General features: G+C 66.4%; 24 protein-coding genes and 1 tRNA gene. 10 read left to right on the top strand and 15 right to left on the bottom strand.

Translation table 11 applies throughout. The features are described from left to right. Nucleotides 1-40: 40 nt before the first annotated feature. The 8 genes from MQC88_RS08270 to MQC88_RS08235 all read right to left on the bottom strand — a co-directional run bounded on the left by MQC88_RS08270 (nt 41) and on the right by MQC88_RS08235 (nt 5,318). Nucleotides 41-832, bottom strand: a complete 792-nt coding sequence (locus MQC88_RS08270; RefSeq protein WP_243320950.1) for a tyrosine-type recombinase/integrase — start codon at nt 830-832, stop codon at nt 41-43. A gap of 35 nt (nt 833-867) precedes the next feature. Then, nucleotides 868-1,278, bottom strand: a complete 411-nt coding sequence (locus MQC88_RS08265; RefSeq protein WP_243320948.1) for a helix-turn-helix domain-containing protein — start codon at nt 1,276-1,278, stop codon at nt 868-870. Between the two features lie 3 nt (nt 1,279-1,281). Further along, a complete protein-coding gene (locus MQC88_RS08260) occupies nt 1,282-2,511 on the bottom strand; it encodes a replication initiation factor domain-containing protein (protein WP_243320946.1) in 1,230 nt (409 codons plus the stop codon). A 47-nt stretch (nt 2,512-2,558) separates the two neighbouring features. Next, on the bottom strand, nt 2,559-3,305 hold the full coding sequence (locus tag MQC88_RS08255; protein ID WP_243320944.1) for a hypothetical protein: 747 nt from the start codon (nt 3,303-3,305) through the stop codon (nt 2,559-2,561). A 97-nt stretch (nt 3,306-3,402) separates the two neighbouring features. Then, nucleotides 3,403-4,173 carry a hypothetical protein gene (locus MQC88_RS08250; RefSeq protein ID WP_243320943.1) on the bottom strand — a complete coding sequence of 257 codons (771 nt, stop codon included), beginning with the start codon at nt 4,171-4,173 and terminating at the stop codon, nt 3,403-3,405. A 24-nt stretch (nt 4,174-4,197) separates the two neighbouring features. Then, the gene (locus MQC88_RS08245; protein WP_243320941.1) at nt 4,198-4,458 is read right to left on the bottom strand and encodes a hypothetical protein; all 261 of its coding nucleotides are present in this window, start codon (nt 4,456-4,458) and stop codon (nt 4,198-4,200) included. Between the two features lies 1 nt (nt 4,459). After that, on the bottom strand, nt 4,460-5,020 hold the full coding sequence (locus tag MQC88_RS08240; protein ID WP_243320939.1) for a type II toxin-antitoxin system HicB family antitoxin: 561 nt from the start codon (nt 5,018-5,020) through the stop codon (nt 4,460-4,462). After that, entirely contained in the window at nt 4,986-5,318 is a 333-nt protein-coding gene (locus tag MQC88_RS08235) for a hypothetical protein (protein WP_243320938.1), read from the bottom strand. Before MQC88_RS08235 ends, MQC88_RS08240 begins: the two co-directional genes overlap by 35 nt. Nucleotides 5,319-5,692: 374 nt before the next feature. Between MQC88_RS08235 and MQC88_RS08230 the strand changes: the two genes are divergently transcribed. The 8 genes from MQC88_RS08230 (at nt 5,693) to dxs (ending at nt 14,673) form a co-directional block, all read left to right on the top strand. Then, a complete protein-coding gene (locus MQC88_RS08230) occupies nt 5,693-6,076 on the top strand; it encodes a hypothetical protein (protein WP_243320935.1) in 384 nt (127 codons plus the stop codon). Between the two features lie 320 nt (nt 6,077-6,396). After that, nucleotides 6,397-7,380, top strand: a complete 984-nt coding sequence (locus MQC88_RS08225; protein WP_425491608.1) for a L,D-transpeptidase family protein — start codon at nt 6,397-6,399, stop codon at nt 7,378-7,380. A gap of 145 nt (nt 7,381-7,525) precedes the next feature. Further along, entirely contained in the window at nt 7,526-8,173 is a 648-nt protein-coding gene (locus MQC88_RS08220) for a M23 family metallopeptidase (RefSeq protein ID WP_425491607.1), read from the top strand. 75 nt (nt 8,174-8,248) lie between these two features. After that, complete coding sequence (locus MQC88_RS08215) at nt 8,249-8,725, top strand: LEA/WHy family protein (RefSeq protein ID WP_243320928.1); 477 nt, start codon at nt 8,249-8,251, stop codon at nt 8,723-8,725. A 91-nt stretch (nt 8,726-8,816) separates the two neighbouring features. Beyond that, nucleotides 8,817-10,607 (top strand): acyl-CoA dehydrogenase C-terminal domain-containing protein, encoded by a 1,791-nt coding sequence (locus tag MQC88_RS08210; protein ID WP_243320926.1) that lies wholly within the window; start codon nt 8,817-8,819, stop codon nt 10,605-10,607. Nucleotides 10,608-10,669: 62 nt separating this feature from the next. Next, complete coding sequence (locus MQC88_RS08205; RefSeq protein WP_243320924.1) at nt 10,670-11,347, top strand: HNH endonuclease; 678 nt, start codon at nt 10,670-10,672, stop codon at nt 11,345-11,347. Between the two features lie 232 nt (nt 11,348-11,579). Next, the gene (locus MQC88_RS08200) at nt 11,580-12,701 is read left to right on the top strand and encodes a hypothetical protein (RefSeq protein ID WP_243320922.1); all 1,122 of its coding nucleotides are present in this window, start codon (nt 11,580-11,582) and stop codon (nt 12,699-12,701) included. A 46-nt stretch (nt 12,702-12,747) separates the two neighbouring features. After that, nucleotides 12,748-14,673 carry a 1-deoxy-D-xylulose-5-phosphate synthase gene (dxs, locus tag MQC88_RS08195; protein ID WP_243320921.1) on the top strand — a complete coding sequence of 642 codons (1,926 nt, stop codon included), beginning with the start codon at nt 12,748-12,750 and terminating at the stop codon, nt 14,671-14,673. 12 nt (nt 14,674-14,685) lie between these two features. On the opposite strand, the gene MQC88_RS08190 is transcribed toward dxs, so the two are convergent. Further along, a complete protein-coding gene (locus tag MQC88_RS08190) occupies nt 14,686-14,904 on the bottom strand; it encodes a hypothetical protein (RefSeq protein WP_243320919.1) in 219 nt (72 codons plus the stop codon). A gap of 109 nt (nt 14,905-15,013) precedes the next feature. Continuing rightward, nucleotides 15,014-15,661, bottom strand: a complete 648-nt coding sequence (locus tag MQC88_RS08185) for a DNA-3-methyladenine glycosylase (RefSeq protein ID WP_243320916.1) — start codon at nt 15,659-15,661, stop codon at nt 15,014-15,016. Between the two features lie 232 nt (nt 15,662-15,893). On the opposite strand from MQC88_RS08185, the gene xth reads away from it, so the two are divergent. Continuing rightward, nucleotides 15,894-16,694, top strand: a complete 801-nt coding sequence (gene xth, locus MQC88_RS08180; RefSeq protein WP_243320913.1) for an exodeoxyribonuclease III — start codon at nt 15,894-15,896, stop codon at nt 16,692-16,694. A gap of 67 nt (nt 16,695-16,761) precedes the next feature. Further along, on the top strand, nt 16,762-16,947 hold the full coding sequence (locus MQC88_RS08175) for a hypothetical protein (protein WP_243320911.1): 186 nt from the start codon (nt 16,762-16,764) through the stop codon (nt 16,945-16,947). 86 nt (nt 16,948-17,033) lie between these two features. Here the strand turns inward: MQC88_RS08175 and MQC88_RS08170 are convergent. The 5 genes from MQC88_RS08170 to MQC88_RS08150 form a co-directional block, all read right to left on the bottom strand. Next, nucleotides 17,034-17,110, bottom strand: a tRNA-Pro gene (locus MQC88_RS08170). A gap of 126 nt (nt 17,111-17,236) precedes the next feature. Next, the gene (locus MQC88_RS08165; protein ID WP_243320909.1) at nt 17,237-17,593 is read right to left on the bottom strand and encodes a MerR family transcriptional regulator; all 357 of its coding nucleotides are present in this window, start codon (nt 17,591-17,593) and stop codon (nt 17,237-17,239) included. Further along, nucleotides 17,586-17,903 carry an integration host factor subunit alpha gene (locus tag MQC88_RS08160; RefSeq protein WP_243320908.1) on the bottom strand — a complete coding sequence of 106 codons (318 nt, stop codon included), beginning with the start codon at nt 17,901-17,903 and terminating at the stop codon, nt 17,586-17,588. Before MQC88_RS08160 ends, MQC88_RS08165 begins: the two co-directional genes overlap by 8 nt. A 67-nt stretch (nt 17,904-17,970) precedes the next feature. After that, nucleotides 17,971-20,340, bottom strand: coding sequence for a phenylalanine--tRNA ligase subunit beta (gene pheT, locus MQC88_RS08155; protein WP_243320906.1), 2,370 nt, complete (start codon nt 20,338-20,340; stop codon nt 17,971-17,973). A gap of 81 nt (nt 20,341-20,421) precedes the next feature. Continuing rightward, nucleotides 20,422-20,541, bottom strand: a 120-nt coding sequence (locus MQC88_RS08150) for a tRNA ligase subunit PheS family protein (protein ID WP_484484289.1), incomplete at its 5' end; no start/stop codon positions are given.

Genomic DNA, 20,541 nt, shown 5'->3' with positions numbered 1-20,541 from the left:
ACCACTCTTGGTGGTTGAAATTCAAGGCCTTACACGCGACTCAGACAGCCCGCACTCGTTGCGGGTTTTCTGTTTGTGACAAAAACGTGTCGTCGATCCGGCACGCGGCGCCACGCAGGTGCTCCGCCGCCAGGTGCGCGTAACGCAGGACCATCTCGAAGCTGGCCCAGCCGCCCAGCTCCATGAGCTCCTGCAGCGGCGTCCCGCGCTGGACGTGCCACGAGGCCCAGGTGTGCCTCAGGTCGTGCCAGCGGAACGTGCGTTCGATCCCTGCCCGTTCCAGCGCCGCTTTCCACGCTTTCGTCGAACACCGCGCCACGGGCTTGCCTTCATAGGTAAAGACGTGCGCGTTGTCCTTCCCGAGCCGCCGCCGCAACACCGCGACGGCCGACTCGTTCAGTGGGACGCCAATGGCCCGTCCGGCCTTGGCTTGGTCTGGATGGATCCACGCGACACGACGGGCCATGTCCACCTGCTCCCACCGCAGGAAGGACACGTTGCGTTGTCTCAGGCCCGTGGCCAGCGCGAACTGCGCCATCTCGCGAAGGTGGAGCGGCAACTCGTCCAGCAGTCGCCGCGCCTCCTCCGGGGACAGGAAGCGAATCCGCCCCTTGGGTTCCCGGAACAACCGGACTTTGGGAATGGACTCCAGCCAATTCCACTCGTCCCGTGCGCGTCTCAGGATCGCCCGGATCAAGGCCAGGTAGCGGTTGGCGTTGCTCGGACTCGACTCGCGAGTCTTGCGCTCGGCTATGGCGTCGATCACGTCCCGGGTCACCTGCGACAGCAGCAGGTGCCCGAGGTAGCGATCCAGCCACCGCAACTTGGCCACGTCCTTTCCATGCGACCGCTTGTCGCGGGTTTCCTTCACCCATCGAACGGCGGCGTCTTGCCAACTGCGCTGGGGTTTGACGCCAAGTCGGTGTTCCTCCCACAACTGGACTTTGAGCCGGTCGTGGAATTCGAGTGCTTGGGTTTCGTTGTCAGTCCCAGTAGAGCGGCGTACTCGCGTGCCGTTTGGCGAGGTGAGATGGACCCACCAGACATCACCGCGTTGGTATAGCCCCATGAGGATTTCTCCCGGTTGGAGCCACTTAGCGGCGCTTGCCTGCCGGCAGCGTAAAGCTGACCGAGATACGCAGCAAGGTCGCCGTCGAGGAACACCCAGCGCTTGCCCGGTTTCGCGGCTTTGAGGCGGCCTTGACGCGCGTGACGACGCAGGACGGCTGGGGACATGCGCAGGAACTCGGCGGCTTCGGACAGGTCGAGCGTGCGCATGGCCTACCCCTGTTCATGGCCGTCCAGCCGCACGTTGTAGCGCCGCGCCTTGGCCTTGGTCTTGCGCCGGATGTAGGCCTCCAAGCCTTCCGGGAACTGCCGCGCCGGGTTGTCGTAGTACGCCTCCATGGCGTGTAGGAATTCCCCGAGCCCCTCGTCCAGCGCCGTGATCCCTTCGCGGGCCATGAAGGAACTCAGTCCCGAGATCCCGTGGCGGAAAAGGCGGTCATCAGAGGGGAGGCGGGATTTGGGAACGCGGGTGAGGGGCGGCGCCTCCGGGTCGATATCCCAGACCCGCGAAAGATCCTCCCAGAGCGGATGGGTAGGCCACCGGCTGCGGGTGTCGTCCGAGCCCGAGGGAATGGCCAGCCGCAGCCAGTCATCGCACAGGTAGCGCCAGAGGCTGCCATTACAGGCCAGCACGTCCGCCGCCGCCCCGAGCATCTGCGCGGGCAGGCCTTCGCGGCGGATCTGGAACTCCATCCGCCACACCTGGGCCGCGCCATCCCAGCCCTCCATTGCCCACAGCGGCCGCATGTAGTCCTTGCCCGACTTCAGGAGCTCGCGGGTCTTGTCGTAGAGCCGGGCGCTGACTTCGTTGCCGCTGCCGAAGGAAATACCCGTGACCTGATCGGATTCCTCATGGATCGACCGCTTCTTGCTGCGCTTGACCCAATGGCTCCCGGGCAGCGATGCCAGGTCGTGATCGGTGCAGAAGTCCGCGAACAGGTCGATGCGGCTGATCTTCGGCGGGCCGGTCACCTCCCCCATGCCTTCGACCAGTTTGGTGATCGTGGCGACGGCCTCGTCCGGCCCGACAGCGGTCAGGTACTCGCTGCGAAGTTGCACCAGCGCCAGCGGCAACACCCCGGCAGAGGCGTTCGAAAGCTGGATGGAGAACCAGTTGTCCTCCAGCACGAACGCGAAGCGCCCTCGTCCTCGCGGCAGCACTGTGAACTGATGGTCACCCATGCCGATGCCACCCAGCGCCATGACGTGATCGTTGCTCGACTGCGCCTTTAACTTGCACTCCTGCAGCCAGACGGCCAGGTCCGGGTCAATGCCGCCCGGGAAGGAGAGATAAAGGCTGTCCACCCCATGCCTTAGCGGCCGGATGCTGTTTGCGGGTGCTGTGATACTGGGTTGCGCACCCGCGGCTGACGCGGCCACGGCCGCTCCCACGGCCTTTTGGCCGCTTTCCGCCGCGGCGCGGCGCTCTTGCTTCTCGTTCATAGCAATTTCTCCTATTGCCCGAAATGGGCGATAGGAAAGCTATGTCGTCACTTACCCGCAGCCGAGAACCCAAAACGCGGGTTTTGAATTCCGGCTTCCTTCTGCCAGGTGCGGAAACGAGAGAAAAGGGCCGCCTTGGGATCCTTCTTGGTACCCGAAGGGTCATAGACGCGCAAATGCTCGACGCAGAGTTGATAAATCTCTTCGCGCGAGCAAGCCTCAAATGCTCCTTGATCACGAAGCAAGTACTCGACCCAGCGTAGCTTGGGGTACTCACTTCTCTTTCGATGCGGTCCACGAATTGCCTTGAAAATCTCTTCCGCTGCGGTTGAATCGCCACTTAGCTGGCCGAGGCGAAGCGCCGCTTGGAAGAACGGCATGGCGGACAAGTGACTATCTATGGATAGTGCTTGAATGAGAGCTTCGAGCTCTCCCTTCTCACACGCAAGGAACATGTCATTGATCGACCGTGAGTAGTGGGAAATCGCGTCGAGATTACCCACCAGCGCAAACGCGATCGCCGTTGCGTTCAGATCCTCCGGCGGCTCATCCGGCAATTGCTCCACTAGGTCTAATAACTTTTCAGTAGGCCGGTCCGACTTGATCGCATCCACAAACTGGGGGCCCACGCCTGCAGCCGTCACTACTCGCGCTATCAGAACTGTGAGCGAATCGCGATAAAGCGGCAGCCAACTTGGGACTACCGTCAATTTCGTGACAGCCGAGAACCAATCCTCGCTTCCGACTTCTCGCTGAGGCCAAGCAGAACGCTCTGACCAGACCATGTCGAACACGGCGAGAATCTGCTCAAGTTCACCACCCGTGACTCGACCGTACCTCGCTGCGCGCCAGGAATAATCCGCCGACGCGCCGCGGACTCCAGGCACTCTCTTACGCGACACACCACACCACAAATGCCATTACAAATGCTGTTAGCGCCCAGATCCATGACAATTTGGCCACCCACCAAAAAACGGTGAACCAGTACTTCCCGCGGATATCTAACTCTTCAACCCTAGCCGTGAGGATTTCTGCACATACATACGCAAAATGGCGATGTCTACCGACAGTAGCCGCACTAGGGTCGTAGCCCTTGATATCTTTATCGACACTGTAGAGCAGTCTTTGCCTGCTGAACGAAGCTGCTTCGCTTAAATCAATGGACATGCGAAACAACCAAACGAGAACCGTAAGCAGCACCATCCCGAAAGCAGCCACTTGCCAATTCTGCAGAACCTTAATCTGCAGATGGAGCCAGAACAACCCCGCCGAGAAAACGATCAGCGCTGGAATCAACGCGTTTATAAATTTGATGCGTGTGACTAGCGTTCCAAGATACCGACGCGCATTGGTATCACTCCCGTTCTGCGAAAGATAGAGATCCCAGACGTCTTCAGTCCCCTGCAAATATTCCTTCTCCATGCACTGATCAATGCCGCGCTCTATGCTTGCCCCCACATTTTCAAGAAGCATCCCGAAAATAGTTGCCGCGGCAAAAAGTAAGAGATATGCAGGCAGTTCATGTTGAGCGAAAAAATGACGGGCCGACTCAGAGACATTGGAAAGAACTATCGCAAAGGGACTTAGGGCTAAGAAGCCCGGCAGCACTATCGAGGCAATCGGACGAAAGACTTCGCTCTTGAATGCGCTAATAGGGTCCAAGTCTTACCTCCTGCTTCAACCAACTCAAGCTGGATTAACTTCGGCAGCGTCTACTGTGAGCGAATGGTTGTTCTCTCCAAGCTGCGCGCGCTGAAGCCCTATTGCATCTACAACAGCGACTAGACCGGGCTTCAACTGGGTGTTCGGATCTTGCGATCCAATGTTGGAAACACTGATCGAAAAAGTCATCGCCAGAGTCCACCGCCCCTCATGAATCCCTTGCTGTTTGATCAGCGCTGTAGCTACTTCCTTGTGATTGAATGTGTATAGAGTCACTTCTGCCATTTTAATAGCCTCCAACAACCACTTTCATGTTAGACACGGGACCGTACGGCCTAGCGTCTGCCGGCAAGCGAAAAACATTAGCTGTCTTCAGAGACAACGCCTCTTTAACCGGAAGCTGACGAAAGATGTTTTCTTGCTGCATGCGGATGGCAACGTGCCGACAAATGTCTAAGACGCCGTGCGCGCCGACGTATGAGGCAACTGCCGACAAAATCATCTGATTAACGCTGGTTCCCTCGGCCGCAGCCAATTCGGCCACCTGCTTATGAACTCCACGCGGAATCCTTAGCGCAATCTTTCCGCTGTAACCATGCAGGGCAACAGGCTCGGGAACTGGCTGCCCTTGCCCGATTCGAGCTGCAAGCCACGATTCCGCTGCAGCCTCCAGGTTATTTAGCGCCTCATCCGCGGTGTCGCCTTCGGCGACGCAACCCGGAAATTCCTGAATCGTTGCCACGTATCCGCCATCCGGATCGGGGGTGAGTCGTCTCGCATAAGGCAGTTTCATTACTGCAGCTGGATCAGTCTTAAGCACTGAGGTCTTCATCATCTTCTTGGTCATGGTCTGGACCCTCGACTTCGGCGAGGTGCAATTCCCACTCGTCAACATCACTGAGCAGGGCATCAATAATGCTTCTAGCTGTTCCCGACTTGAGAGCCTTGGAATGATTGGGGATAGAAAGCGGAGGAGAGAGCTCCGGAATGTCTTCTCGGACCCATGTCGGCTCTTTCCCCCGAGAGCTCTTCGTTCTCCCCAACTTTTTTGCAAACGCGATCAGCTCGTCCGACTTCAGCCCATGAGGCGAGGCCGCCATTGAGGTGAGATGCCGCCTGATCTTGTCGAGCTTCTTTGGCGTCATGATATCGCTGACGATATCACAGCAATGTGACAAGGCCACCGCAACCAGAGGCCGGGAACTGACTCAAGTTCTGCCCCAGATAGCCACGGTGGTCTCATTCAATTACACTTTTAACGCGGGTGATATGCCGTATTTGACAGGAGCAAGCGCCGTAAGTGGCTGTTTTTGTTGAATAAACAGCACTTTTCGACTGTGCCTTGAAAATCCCCGTGTCGGGGGTTCGATTCCCTCCCCGGCCACCATTTGGTGGCATCACGGATACGGAAACCGCGCCCCGCCCAGGCCCTGCCTTGCGGGGCGTTGTCTTTTCCGGGCGGCCCGGCCCCATCGGCGGCCGGCGCCAACAGGCCATTTCACTACCAGGGAATCACACCATGCAGGTCCCAAGCGGGTTCACCACCGGATTGCTGATCGAATCCGCGGACGAAGGCAAGATCGCCGTCGGCTTCGCCAAGGACGGGCAACTGCTGGGCGATTTCACCCTGTCGCCGCTGGATGTCGCCAACATGGCCGCCGCCATGCTCGCGGCGTCCAAGGACAGTGCCGAAAAAGTCGCCGGGGGCAGCGCGGAAAGCGAGAGCTCCGGCGCCCTGGTCCTGCCGTCTTCGTTTTCGCTCGGCCCGGGCGTGAGCCCTGACCAGCACGCGCTGATCCTGTCCTTCGGCCAGTCGCACGTCGCGTTCTCGATGCCGGAAGCGTCGATGCGATCGCTGGGCGAGAGCATGGTGACCCTGACCACGCGCGGGTCCGCGCACTGACGATTCCAGCCTGGTCGGAGACGCCGTCGTCGATCGGCGAACAGCGCCGTCCCGGCCGCCCCGCTGGAGCCGAGGCCGCGGGCTCGCGACACCGGGGGGGGGTGACATCGATCGTCGCACCTGAACCAACGCCTTCGTGCATTCACGCGATGGCGAACCAGCGTCCCGCAGCATCGCGCCATCCGCACCAAAGAGGTTCGACGATGGCAACCCGCAAACACGCCCTGCGCACTCCAGCCCTGCGTTTCCTTCCCGCCGCGCTTGCCGCGGCGCTGTTGCCGATGGCAACGCCGGCGCATTCGCAGGAGGCGCCCGAACCCATGTTCGAGCAGGTCCAGGCCGAAGTCTCGACGGTACCCGCGGCACCCGCCACGCCCCCGACCGCCGCCGACGCGCAGTCGCAGCCGGCCTCCCCCGGGGAAACGGCCCCGCCGCCCGTCGCCGCCGCGGCCGATGCGGATCTGGCGAAGGACGGCGTGCTTCGCGCGCAGATCCTGCTCGACCGCGCGCATTTTTCGCCCGGCGAAATCGATGGCGTGAGCGGAAGCAATACACGTCGTGCGATCGCCGCGTTCCAGGCCGCGCACGAGCTCGAGGCCAGTGGCGAGCTCGACGCACCGACCTGGCAGGCGCTTGGCGCGGACGACGCTCCGGCGCTGGTCGAATACACGATCACCGCCGCCGACGCCGCCGGCCCGTTCGCCAACATCCCGTCGGACATGATGGCCAAGTCGAAGCTGCCAAAGCTCGGCTACGCGTCGCTGCAGGAGATGCTGGGCGAGAAGTTCCATGCCAGCCCCGACCTGCTCGGCAAGCTCAATGACGGCAAGGCATTCGCAGCAGGCACCCTGCTGGCCGTGCCCAACGTCGTGGGCGCGAGCGCATTGCCGAAGGCCGACAAGGTCGTCGTCGACAAGTCGGACGCCAGCGTCAGCCTGGTCGATGCCTCGGGCACCACCTTTGCGCGGTTCCCCGCGACTTCGGGCAGTTCCCACGATCCGTTGCCGATCGGCGACTGGAAGATCAACGGCGTCGCCCGCGATCCCGAATTCCACTACAACCCGGCCCTGTTCTGGGATGCCGACGCGTCCCACGCCAAGGCCACCATCGCTGCCGGGCCCAACAATCCGGTCGGCGTCGTCTGGGTCGACCTGTCGAAGGAGCATTACGGCATCCACGGTACGCCGGAGCCCTCGACCATCGGCAAGACCCAGTCGCACGGCTGCATCCGCCTGACCAACTGGGACGCCCAGGTTCTGGCGGCGGCGGTAGCGCCGGGCATGGCGGCCGTGCTGCAGCCGTGATGCACGCGCGCCATCGGGACGCTGCCGGATGAAGAGCCTGCTGCTGTTCCTTGCCGGCCTGCTGCTCGGCGCCAACGTGGTGTACTTCCTGCTGGTGCGGCCGCGGCCACTGCCAGAGCCTGAGGCTGCGCCTGCGCCCGCGGCGATGGCCATCACCAAGGTGGAAGCGCCCGCCCAAACGGCTGGATCCCATCCCCTGTCGCCGGCCGTCGCCACTACCCCGCCGGCCTCGGCCGCGACCACCCGGCCCATGCCATCGACCAACCCGGCTCCACCGCCGCAAGCTCCGGCGGCGCCCGCGGGGACGACATCTCCGGCAGCGCCGGCCACGGCGCCACCTGCCGCCGCAGCCCACGCACCGGGCCACTTGCTGATTCCGGTCGCAGGCGTCGCCGCCAACCAGTTGCAGGACACCTTCGGCGATGGCCGCGGCGGTGGCGAACGCGCGCACGAGGCCCTGGACATCATGGCGCCGCGCGGCACGCCGGTGCTCGCCGCCAGCGACGGCAAGCTCGAAAAGCTCTTCACCAGCGTGCCGGGTGGACTGACGATCTACCAGTTCGATCCGACACGCACCTACGCCTATTACTACGCGCACCTGGACCGCTATGCCCCGGGCATCGCCGAAGGTTCGCAACTCAAGCGCGGAGAGCTGATCGGTTATGTCGGAAGCACCGGCAATGCCAGCGAGGACGCGCCGCACCTGCATTTCGCGGTCTTCGTGCTCGGCCCTGAGAAGCGCTGGTGGCAGGGAACGGCGATCGACCCGTATCCACTGCTCGGCGGCCGCTGACCACCCGCCGCGGGCGGCGCGGTCGCCCGCGCACGCGGTGTATCCTCGACGCAACTGCAACCATGGGGCGTCGGCATGAAACGACTGGCGGTGGCGGCATTGATGCTGCCAATGTGCTTCCTCGCAGCGTGCGGCAGTGGTGGCCCGGTCCGCCGCGTGTCGGAGCCATCGGCGAACATCCAGCAGCTCAGCGTGCGCGCCGACGGCAGCTGGTCCGTGGATGTGCGGATCGACAATTTCAGCAGCGTGCCAATGCGCTTCGAAAGCGTCAGCCTCGCCATGACCCTGGGCGGCCAGCAGGCGGGCACGCTGCAGGCGCGCCCGGGCCTGTCGATCGGGCCGGAAACCGCGGACGTCGCCACCGTGGCGCTGGTGCCGGCGGCGGGCGCGAAGATCGCGATCGCCGACGCCCTCGCGCGCGGCCGCAGCATCGACTACCACCTGCAGGGCAGCCTGTCCGCGGCGCCGGAAGACGGCGGCGTGCGCACCTGGCAGATCAAGCGCGACAACACCCTGAGCCCGGTACCGGGATTGCCCGGGGTGCTGCGCTGAGCAGCGCCGCCGGCCCGGCACCGCAGCCGAGCAAAAGCTCCACGCCGGGGTTGCACGCTCGATACGATTCCCCTTCCTTGCAGGGCTCGCCATGAGCAGCTATCGCGCACCGTTGTCCGACATGCGTTTCGTCCTGTTCGACGTGCTCGGCGCGCAATCGCTGCTCGCCCGGCTCGGTTTCGAGGATGCCACCCGCGATGTCGTCGATGCGGTGCTCGAGGAAGGCGCGCGCTTCACCGAGACGGTGCTCGCTCCGCTCAACCGGATCGGCGACGAAGCCGGTTGCAGCTACGACCAGGCCAGCGGCGCGGTCACCACCCCGCCGGGCTTCCGGCAGGCCTATTCGCAGTACGTTGAAGGCGGTTGGGCCGGGCTGGTGTCGCCCGTCCAATTCGGTGGCCAGGGGTTGCCGCACGCTGCCGGGGTGCCGCTCAAGGAAATGATCGACGCCGCGAACCTGGCCTGGGGCAATTTCCCGCTGCTCTCGCACGGCGCAACCGAAGCGCTGCTGCACCACGGCGAGCCGTGGCAGCAGGAGGCCTTCCTCAAGCCGATCGTCGAGGGCCGCTGGACCGGCACCATGTGCCTGACCGAACCGCACTGCGGCACCGACCTCGGCCTGCTCAAGACCCGCGCCGTGCCGCAACCCGATGACAGCCATGCGATCACCGGCACCAAGATCTTCATCACCGCCGGCGAGCACGACTTCACCGAGAACATCGTGCACCTGGTGCTGGCCCGCTTGCCGGATGCGCCAGCCGGCAGCAAGGGAATCTCGCTGTTCATCGTGCCCAAGATCAAGGTCGACCGCAGCGGTGCGATGGGCGAGCGCAATGCTGTCCGCTGCGGCGCGCTCGAGCACAAGATGGGCATCCATGGTTCGGCCACCTGCGTGATGAACTTCGACGACGCGCAGGGCTGGCTGATCGGCGAGCCGAACAAGGGCCTGATGGCCATGTTCACCATGATGAACACCGCGCGCCTTGCCGTCGGCCTGCAGGGCCTTGGCCTGTCCGATCGCGCCTACCAGAACGCGCTGCGATACGCGCGCGAACGCCTGCAGATGCGTTCGCTTTCCGGGGCCAGGTTCCCGGACAAGCCGGCCGACCCGATCATCGTCCATCCCGACGTGCGCCGGATGCTGCTCACGCAGAAGGCGCTGGTCGAAGGCGGGCGCGCGCTGGGCTACCACGCAGCATCGCTGGTGGACATCATCAGCCACGGCGAGGATGCCGACGAATGCGCGCAGGCCGACGCCCTGCTCGGCTTCGTCACCCCGATCGTCAAGGCCTGCCTGACCGAATGGGGCGTGGAGTGCACCTACCATGCGCTGCAGTGCTTCGGCGGCCATGGCTACATCGCCGAGCACGGCATGGAGCAGCTCGCGCGCGATGCCCGCATCACCACGTTGTACGAAGGCACTACCGGGATCCAGGCACTGGACCTGGTGGGACGCAAGATCATGCAGTTGCAGGGCGCTGGCCTGCGCGTGTTCCTGCGGATGATCGAGGAGTTCTGCGCCGCCAACGAAGGCAACGCCGCGGTCGCCGAATTCATCGCGCCGCTGCGCGCCAGCGCCGCCGAATGGCAGCAGCTGACCATGACCATCGGCCAGCGCGCGGTCGCCAACGCCGAGGAGGTCGGCGCGGCGGCGTACGACTACCTGTTCTACTCGGGCTACGTCGCGCTCGCCTACTGGTGGGCGCGCAGCGTCGCCGCCGCGGATGGCTCCTCGCATCCGCAAGGTTTCAAGGATGCCAAGCGCGAGACCGCGCGCTTCTATTTCGCGCGCCTGCTGCCGCGCACGCTTGCCCACAAGGCCGCGATCGAAAGCGGCGTCGGGCCGCTGCTGGGGCTGGACGCCGGGCACTTCGACGCCTGAGCCCCAGCGGCCGCCGCAGGGCGCCTACAAAACCCCCGGCAAGGGGTATAAGCTGAACCCGGATGGAGACCGACAGAGCGAAGATTCGCCTGGTCCATGCCGGAAGCCCCGAGGATTCCGGCTGCGTTTCCGTCGCCGCTCCCGAAGCCGGGGCCCAGCGGCCACCGATCCGCCTCGACGCCGTGCGCCTGTTGTCGCTTGACGCGCACGGCCGCGTTCTCGACTGGATGAGCTGGCAGGACGCAACCTGCCTGTACGTGCGCGGCGCCGTCGCCTGGACGCTGGGCGATCCCTGCCTGCAGGTGCATGGCGGCACCTGCCGCGCCACCGGCGCGCAGAGCCTGGTCCAACTGCATCCGATCGTCGCCGCGCGCAGCCATGCGCGCGCGCATGCACTGGACCCGACACCGGCGCTGACCAATGCCGCGCTGTTCGCGCGCGACCAGCACCTGTGCCTGTACTGCGGCCGCGACTTCGGCCGCCAGCAACTGACCCGCGACCATGTCATGCCGCTGTCGAAGGGCGGCCGCGACATCTGGGAGAACGTGGTCGCCGCCTGCTTCCACTGCAACTCGCGCAAGGGCGGCCGCACGCCGCAGCAGGCTTCGATGCCGTTGCTGGCGGTGCCTTACCGGCCGAGCTGGATCGAACACCTGATCCTGTCGAACCGGAACATCCTCGCCGACCAGATGGCGTTCCTGAAGAGCCACCTGCCCAAGCGCAGGCCGCGCTTCAACTGAGCCGCCCGTCCCGATCGCATGGCGCAAGCCGCGCGCGGCATCGCCGGCATCGCGCCGTGACGGTGCCTGGGCAAGCGCTCCTGGAACGCCATCCCTGCAAACGCAGGCCGCGCCCCAACCGACTACTGCCGCCGGCCAGGCCGGCCACGCGCGGCGCCGGGCGCATGCGGTGGCTGCCGCGGGGCCGGCCATGCAAGCTACACTCAAGCCTTCGACACAGCGGACCACGACGATGCCCCTGACCCTCGGCATGACCGGCATGGACCCGGCCACCGAAGCCGACCTGAAAGCCGCATTCGAGGCCGCCAACGCGCGCCTGGGCGGGCTCTGGCAACTGCTGCCCGAGGGCGAGGCCGACAATGTCATCGTCGACATGGACAGCATGTACGGGCCGATGAGCTGGCTGCGCCTGCATGCCGCCGGCAAGCAGGTGATCGGACTGACGTCGGCGACGCGCACCCAGACCGACTTCCATGTCGCACGCCCGTTCGATGCCGATAGCATCGCGGCGATGTTGCAGGCGGTCGCCGGGGGCGCGGCCGCGTCCATGGCATCGGCGGCCCCGGCCGCCGCCGCCGCAACCACGCCCGCCCCCGCAGCCGCACCGACACCCTCGGGCATGGCGCCGGCGCCGGTCCCGCAGGACCAGTTACCGGAAGAACATCCGCAACCCGTCGACGAGGAAGCCGAGCCGCCGGGCCCGGTTCCCGGCAAGCCTGCCTCGGCGGGCGCGGGCACCCTGGCGCCGCCGACGATCGCGCCTGCGGCCTCGCCGCTTCCGCCGCCGCACGAGCGCACCCTGGTCGACTGGCTGGTGGTAGGGGCGTTGCCCGGACGCATGCGTTACCGCCGCAATGCCGGGCCGATCCTGCTGATCGATCCGATCACGCGCCAGTACCACGGGCCGGCACCGCTCAAACCGCTGGCCGGCTACTTCGAGGGGGTCGTCGCCGAGCAGGACTTCGAGCCCGCCGAAGCGGCGACGTGGACGCGCGAGGCGACTGCCCTTGGCCCGGCGCAACCGCTGGCGCGCTTGCAGTGGTTCGGCGGGCTGCTGGCCGGCAAGGGCTCGCTGCTGCCGGGGCATGACCCGCAAGGCCGCTACAAGCTCAGCAAGTGGCCGCAGACCGAACGCGAGTTTCCCAAGCACTTCCGCATCGCCACCGCGATGATGAAAGGCCCTGCGACCCTGGACGAAATCGCGGCGGCCAGCGGCGTGGCGCTGGCGGAAGTGGTGGATTTCGTCAATGCCAGCCTGGTGACGGGCTATGCGGAACTGGTCCCGGACCAGTCCCCCGAGCCGACCGAACCGCCGAAGTCCGGCGGCCTGTTCGGACGCCTGCGCGGGAAATAGTGGGGGTTTCCTTGCCCGTCACGACGGCCGGGGCGAAAATGGCGGGATGACGAGCAACCCCGCATCGATCGATCCCGCGCGTTATCCCCGCCTGTCGCGGATCGATTCGCCTGCCGACCTGCGCAAGTTCGACGAAAGCGAACTGCCGGCCATCGCCGACGAACTGCGCGCATACCTGATCGAGTCGGTCGGCCGCAGTGGCGGCCACTTCGGCGCCGGGCTGGGCGTGATCGAACTCACCACCGCGCTGCACTACCTCTACGACACGCCAGACGACCGCATCGTCTGGGACGTCGGCCACCAGTGCTACCCGCACAAGATCCTGACCGGTCGCCGCGACAGCATCCACACCGTCAAGCAGAAGCACGGCGTGGCGCCGTTCCCCAAGCGGGATGAAAGCCAGTACGACGCCTTCGGCGTCGGCCACTCCTCGACCTCGATCTCGGCTGCGCTCGGCATGGCGATCGCCAACCAGCGCGCCGGCAACGAGCGCAGGGTGGTCGCGGTGATCGGCGATGGCGCGATGACCGCCGGCATGGCCTACGAGGCGCTCAACCACGCCGGCGGCATGGACCCGGAACCCGACATCCTCGTCATCCTCAACGACAACCGGATGTCGATCAGCGAAAACGTCGGCGGCCTGACCAAGATGCTCGGCCGCATGACCGGCAGCCCGACCCTCAACGCGATCCGCGAAGGCGGCAAGAAACTGCTGGGCGACAAGAACCGCGCTCCGGCCAGGTTCGTGCGCCGCTGGGAGGAACACTGGAAGGGCATGTTCGTGCCATCCACGCTGTTCGAGGAGATGGGCTTCCATTACACCGGGCCGATCGACGGCCACGACGTCAAGGCGCTGGTCGGCGCGCTGAAGCTGCTGCGCAAGCTCAAGGGCCCGCAACTGCTGCACGTCATCACCACCAAGGGCAAGGGCTACGAGCTGGCCGAAGGCGACCAGATCGGCTACCACGCGGTATCGCCGTTCGATCCGGACCAGGGCGTGGTCAGCAAGCCGGGCGGGGCCAAGAAGCCGACCTACACCGACGTCTTCGGCGACTGGCTGTGCGACATGGCCGCGGTCGACGACAAACTGATGGGCATCACCCCGGCGATGCGCGAGGGGTCGGGCCTGGTGCGTTTTTCACGCGAATACCCCGACCGCTATTTCGACGTCGCCATCGCCGAGCAACACGCGGTGACGCTGGCCGCGGGCATGGCCTGCGAGGGTGCCAGGCCGGTGGTCGCAATCTATTCGAGCTTCCTGCAGCGCGGCTATGACCAGCTGGTGCACGATGTCGCCATCCAGCACCTCGACGTGCTGTTCGCGATCGACCGCGGCGGCGTGGTCGGCCCCGACGGCGCCACCCATGCCGGCAACCTCGACCTGTCCTTCCTGCGCTGCGTCCCCAACATGGTGCTGATGGCGCCGGCCGACGAAAACGAGTGCCGGCAGATGCTGTCCACCGGCTTCCGCTTCGAGGGGCCGGCCGCGGTGCGTTATCCGCGCGGCAGCGGCCCCGGGGTCGCGGTACAGCCGACGCTGGACACGCTGCCGATCGGCAAGGCGCAACTGCGCCGGCGAGGCGCGCGGGTTGCGCTGCTCGCGTTCGGCGCGATCGTCCCGGCGGCGGAGCAGGTCGGCGCCGAGCTGGGGCTGACAGTGGTCAACATGCGCTTCGTCAAGCCGTTGGACGGCATGCTGCTGCTGGAACTTGCGAACAACCACGACGGCTTCGTCACGCTCGAGGACAACGTGGTGATGGGCGGCGCCGGCTCCGCCGTCGCCGAACTGCTGGCCGCCGAAAACCTGGCGTTGCCGATCCTCCACCTGGGACTGCCCGATGCGTTCCAGCACCACGCCAGCCGCGAGGACCTGCTGGCCGAGGCCGGCCTGGATGTCGCCGGCATCCGCGCGTCGGTGCTGGCACGCTGGCCGCACCTGGCGCAGCCGCCGCGGCAGGCATCCGCGGGCTGAAGCGGCGAGCCGCTACAGCGACAGCACCTGGCCGAACGCGGCGACCTTGACCCAGCCGCCATCGTCGCCATCCACCAGTACTTCGGTGGCTACTTGCTGCTGCTCCCAAAGGCGACGCGCGTGGTGGGTGGCCGCCTCCAGGGCCGCGGTGCGATCGGCATAGTCGGGATGCGCAGGATCCGCGCGGCAACGCACCTCCCAGTGGTCGCCGATCGGGGAGACGAAAAACATGACGGGTCGCATGTGGCGAACGTAGCAACCGCCTGGTAGAGGCGATGTCGTCGCAGGCACCGGACGAGCGACGCTCTTCATTCGCTTCAGCAGCAGTCCGAAACCGCCCTCAGCGTGCGCGCGTCCGCGAGACGTGTTCGTTTGCTGGCACATGCCAGCGCCAGGGACGGTCGGTGGCGTGGCGAATCCCGATCCGCGGGCCTGCCGCGGCAGCCGCAGGCGGCGCCACGCCGTCGGTGAGGATCCTGATGCCCTGGTCGCCGGTGACCAGGTCGGCGCCGTCCAGTTCCCTGGTGATGCCCATGGCCTGTCCCAGGCGCCCCGGCCCCGAAGCCAGGTCGCGCTCCCGCGCCGGATTGCCCCGCGCCTGGCGCATCAGTTCCACCCCGGACACGGGCTCGAGGGCACGCAGCAGGACGCCCCATCCCTCGCCTTCGGGGCCGCAAACCGCATTGGCGCACCAATGCATGCCGTAGCTGAAATAGACATATAGGTGTCCGCCCGGGCGGAACATCGTGGCATTGCGTGCCGTCCTGCCGCGGAAGGAGTGCGCCGCCGCATCTTCGCTGCCGGCATAGGCCTCGACTTCGACGATCCGACCCGCGCGTCCGTCGTCCCGGACCAGCAGCTTGTTCAGCAGCTCCGGACCGACGATGGCCGGATGACGGAGGTAGAACTTCCGCGGCACCGGCTTGCCACGGCCAGGCGTTGCAATGGGAGCGCGCGGCGGGCGCGTGGGGTTGGTCCAGCCCTGCATCCTCGAAGAGCCTCCGCAGTTCGTCACGTCGGACCTGGCGTGCCCTGGATCTGTCGCCGGTCGCCCTCGACTGATCCTGGGGGCGGGGACAAGCACTGTGGAAGCAACGCTGTCGACGAGTCGTGAGACAGCGGCATTCGCATGATGCAAACAGGCGTGCCGCGAGAGTTGGCCCCAGGCCCGGCACCGCGGGCTTGAATGCCGTCCACGACATGCCGCCGGGGAACATTCAATGGCACGCAAGAAAACCTTGAAGCTGGCGACGTTCAACGTCAATGGCATCGGCGCGAGGCTTGCCCAGCTGCTCGACTGGCTGGCGCGGGAACGGCCGGACGTCGTGGCGCTCCAGGAACTCAAGGCCCGGGATCATGCATTTCCCCTTTCCGCGCTCGAGGAAGCGGGATACGGAGCCGTGTGGCAGGGTCAAAGTTCCTGGAACGGTGTCGCCATACTGGGCAGGGGAACAACCCCGGTGGAAGTCCGTCGGGGATTGCCTGGTGATCCCGCGGACAAGCAAAGCCGGTACCTCGAAGCGGCGGTGCATGGCATCGTCGTCGCGGCCATCTACCTGCCCAACGGCAACCCGCAGCCGGGACCGAAGTTCGATTACAAGCTCCGGTGGATGGCGCGCCTGGCCAGGCATGCGAAGTCGCTGGTCTCGATTCCCGGCGGGGCGGCGATCGTCGGCGACTTCAATGTCATCCCGACGGACCAGGACGTCTATGACGCCAAGGCCTGGCGCAAGGACGCGCTGATCCAGCCCGAATCCCGGGAGGCGTACTTCAAGCTGCTGGAACAGGGCTGGACCGACAGTCTCCGGCACGTCCATGGCGAGGCCACGGTCTACACGTTCTGGGATTATTTCCGGCAGCACGCGCAACGCGATCGCGGCCTGCGCATCGACCATTTGCTCGTCAATCCGCCACTGGCCTCGCGCCTGGCCGGCGCCGGGGTCGATCGATGGGTCAGGCTCCAGGAAAAAGCCAGCGATCACGCCCCGACCTGGATCGAACTCAAGGCAGGGCCCCGATAACCACCGTTTCTCGCCCGCTTCATGCGGCGTGGGTTAAACCCGGCTTTCGATCCACGGAGATGCACCGATGAGCAAGCGCGAACTTCTCACGCCGAACAAGGGCGACAGCCGCTACGTGCGACGCGACGAAAATGGCCAGTTCGCCGAGCAGGACGATGTCGGCAAGTCGCTGAAGCAGGACCGGGCGAAGAAGGCCGAGACCGTGGTCAAGCCCGGCCAGGGCGATCGCGGCGACCAGAAAAAGCAGAAATAACGAAAGGGCAAGCCCGGCGGCTGCCGCCACGCACCGGGAGTCGGATAAACCCGGACCGGAGCCCGCTAATCCAGGTGCCCGCGAATTGGTCGGGGTAGCCGGATTCGAACCGACGACCCTCTGCCCCCCAGGCAGATGCGCTACCAGGCTGCGCTATACCCCGACGCGGGTTGGAGATTATAGCCGCGCCCCGGGGGAATTACCCGCCCACGGCACCGCACCCGGTGATTGGCCGCCCGCGACGCTCTGCCAACGCGCCGCCGCGCGTGATGGAACCCGATCCCGGGTTTTATCGCCGCAGCAACTGCAGGACTTCCTCGAGTTCCATCCTCACCTGCTTCACGATCTGCGAACTCAGGGTGGATTCCTGCTTCGCGCCCTCGCCTTCCAGCCGCAGGCGCGCGCCGCCGATGGTGTAGCCCTGTTCGTACAGCAGGCCGCGGATCTGGCGCACCATCAGCACGTCGTGTCGCTGGTAGTAGCGGCGGTTGCCGCGGCGCTTGACCGGCTTGAGCGACGGGAATTCGGTCTCCCAGTAACGCAGCACGTGCGGCTTGACGTCGCACAGCTCGCTGACCTCGCCGATGGTGAAGTAGCGCTTGGCCGGGATCGCCGGCAGTTCGCGGTTGCTGCCGGGATCAAGCATGCGGGGCTCCCGCGTGCGCGCCGCCACCAAAGGCCTCGACCCGCTCCTTGAGCTTCTGCCCCGGGCGGAAGGTCACGACGGTGCGCGCCGTGATCGGGATTTCCTCGCCGGTCTTGGGATTGCGGCCCGGGCGCTGGTTCTTTCGCCGCAGGTCGAAATTGCCGAAGCCCGACAGCTTGACCTGGCGGCCCTGCTGCAGCGCTTCGCGCAGCACGTCGAAGAACGCGTCGACGAATTCCTTCGCCTCGCGCTTGTTGAGCCCGACATCCTCGTAGAGGCGTTCGGCCATTTCTGCCTTGGTCAAGGCCATTTCGTCCCCCTGTGAACGAAGTGGAGCGTCCGCCCGCGGACGGACGGGCAGGCGTGCAGGGACGCACTCATGCCCGGATCGCCGCCCCGTGGTCGCGCTGCAGGGCGGCCGTCACGGCTGCCACCACCGCGTCCACGTCGCGGTCGGTCAATGTGCGTGATTCATCCTGCAGAATCAAGCCCATAGCGAGACTCTTGAAACCCGATTCCACGCCCTTGCCGGCATAGCGGTCGAACAGCAGCAGGTCGCGCAGGGCCGGGCCTGCGGCCGCCCGGACGCTGGCCGCGACTTCCGCCCACGGCACCGACTCGGCGACGACGAACGCGAGGTCGCGGCGGACGGACGGATACTTGGACAGCGGCCGCGCCCTGGGCAACGGACGCCGCAGCAACGGCTCCAGGTCGAGCTCGAAGGCCACCACGTCCACGTCCAGGCCGAGCGCCTGCTGCAGGCGCGGGTGCAGTTGGCCGATCCAGCCCAGCCGTTCGCCGTCGCGGAAGACATCCGCGGACCGGCCCGGATGCCCCCAGGGCGACGGCGACGGGCGGTATTCGAGGCTCGCGCCGGACAGCGCGGCCAGGCTGTCGAGGTCGCCCTTGAGGTCGTGGAAGTCGATGTTGCGTGCCGGCACGCCCCATTGCTCCGCCGCGGCGTGGCCGCTGGCGGCCATGGCCACGCGCTGGGTCTCGCGCGGCGCGGATCCGTTCGCCGCGGCGAACACCTTGCCCAGTTCGAACAGCCGCACCCGCGGCTGCTGGCGGGCGGCGTTGCGCGCCAGCGCCGCGACCAGGCCCGGCAACAGCAGCGTGCGCATGACGCCGAGTTCCGCACTCAGCGGGTTGGCCAGCGGCACCTCGTCGCCATCGGCGTTCCAGGTGGCCAGCAGGCCTGCATCGACGAAGGCGTAGTTGATCGTTTCCAGGCAGTCGCGCGCGGCCAGCTGGCGACGCACGCTGCCGTCGTCGACGCGGTTCTCGCCCGGCGGGGCGATGCGGGTGGCGCCGCCCGGCAGGGTCGCCGGGATCGCGTCATAACCGTGGATGCGCGCCACTTCCTCGACCAGGTCTTCCTCGATCGCGATATCGAAGCGCCGCGTTGGCGGCGTCACCTGCCAGCCTTCGGCATCCGCGGCGACGGTGAAGCCGAGCGCGCGCAGGATGCGCTCGACCTCCGCGTCGGCGATGGCAACGCCAAGCACGCGCGCCACGCGCGCGCGGCGCAGCCGCACGGGCTGCGGGCGCGGCAGGTGTTCGGGCAGCACCGCCTCGGTCACCGGGCCGGGGGCGCCGCCGGCGATCTCGACGATCAGCCGGGTCGCGACCTCGATCGCCTGCCGCGGCAACTCCGGGTCCACGCCGCGCTCGAAGCGGTGCGCGGCGTCGGTGTGCAGGCCGAGCTTGCGGCCGCGGCCGATGATCGCGGCGGGCGCGAAGTGCGCGGCCTCGAGGAACACGTTGCCGGTCGCATCGGTCACCCGGGTGTCGAAACCACCCATCAGGCCGGCGAGCGCGACCACGCGGTCGGCATCGGTGATGGCGAGGAATTGCGGGTCCAGCGTCGCCTCGCGGCCATCGAGCAGTTTCACGCGCTCGCCGCTGCGCGCGCGACGCACGCCGACCGGACCCTTGAGCAGGTCGCGGTCGAACGCATGCATCGGCTGGCCCAGTTCCAGCATCACGTACTGGGTCACGTCGACCAGCAGGCTCACCGGACGGATGCCGCTGCGGCGCAGGCGCTCGGCCATCCACACCGGCGTGGGCCGGGCGGCATCCACGCCCTCGATCACGCGCCCGAGGTAGCGCGGCGCGTCGGCACCGGCCTGCAGTTCGACCGGCAGCGCCGCGTCGTTCAGCGCCGGCATCGGCGCGGCGTCGAACGCCACCACTTCCGAACCGGAGGCCGCGGCGACGTCGAAGGCGATGCCGCGCACGCTGAAGCAGTCGGCGCGGTTCGGGGTCAGCTTCAGTTCGATGCTGCTGTCGGGCAGGCCGAGGTAGTCGGCCAACGGCGTGCCAACAGGCGCGTCGGCCGGCAGTTCGAGCAGGCCGGAGGCATCGGCGTCGAGGCCGAGTTCCTTCGCCGAGCACAGCATCCCGTTCGACTCGACTCCGCGCAGCCTGGCCGCCTTGATGGTGATGTCGCCCAGCTTCGCGCCGATCGTCGCCAGCGGCGCGGCCAGGCCGGGGCGCGCGTTCGGCGCGCCGCAGACGATCTGCAGCAGGCCGTTGCCGGCATCGACCTGGCAGACCTGCAGGCGGTCGGCCTCGGGATGTTTTTCCGCCGACACGATGCGCGCCACCACCACGCCGTCGAGCTGCGCGCCAAGCGGCACCAGCTCCTCGACCTCCAGCCCGATCGCGGTCAGCGTCGCGGCGAGTTCCTCGCGCGTCGCATCGATGCGGACGTGTTGGCGCAGCCAGTTTTCGGAGAATTTCATTCCACTCAAACCCTGTCATGCCGGGATGCCACCCGGCGCGGTGGATAACGCAAGCCCCCGCTCACGCGCGGGCCGGGGCAATCAGGCGAACTGGCGCAGGAAACGCACGTCGTTGTCGAAGAAGCTGCGCAGGTCGTCGACGCCGTGGCGCAGCATGGCGAAGCGTTCCACGCCCAGCCCGAAGGCGAAGCCGGTATGGCG

This window comes from Cognatiluteimonas sedimenti (assembly GCF_022808325.1).
GTDB lineage: Bacteria > Pseudomonadota > Gammaproteobacteria > Xanthomonadales > Xanthomonadaceae > Cognatiluteimonas > Cognatiluteimonas sedimenti.
The sequence above is the reverse complement of the archived record's forward strand: the minus strand, read 5'-3'. Positions and strand labels throughout refer to the sequence as shown.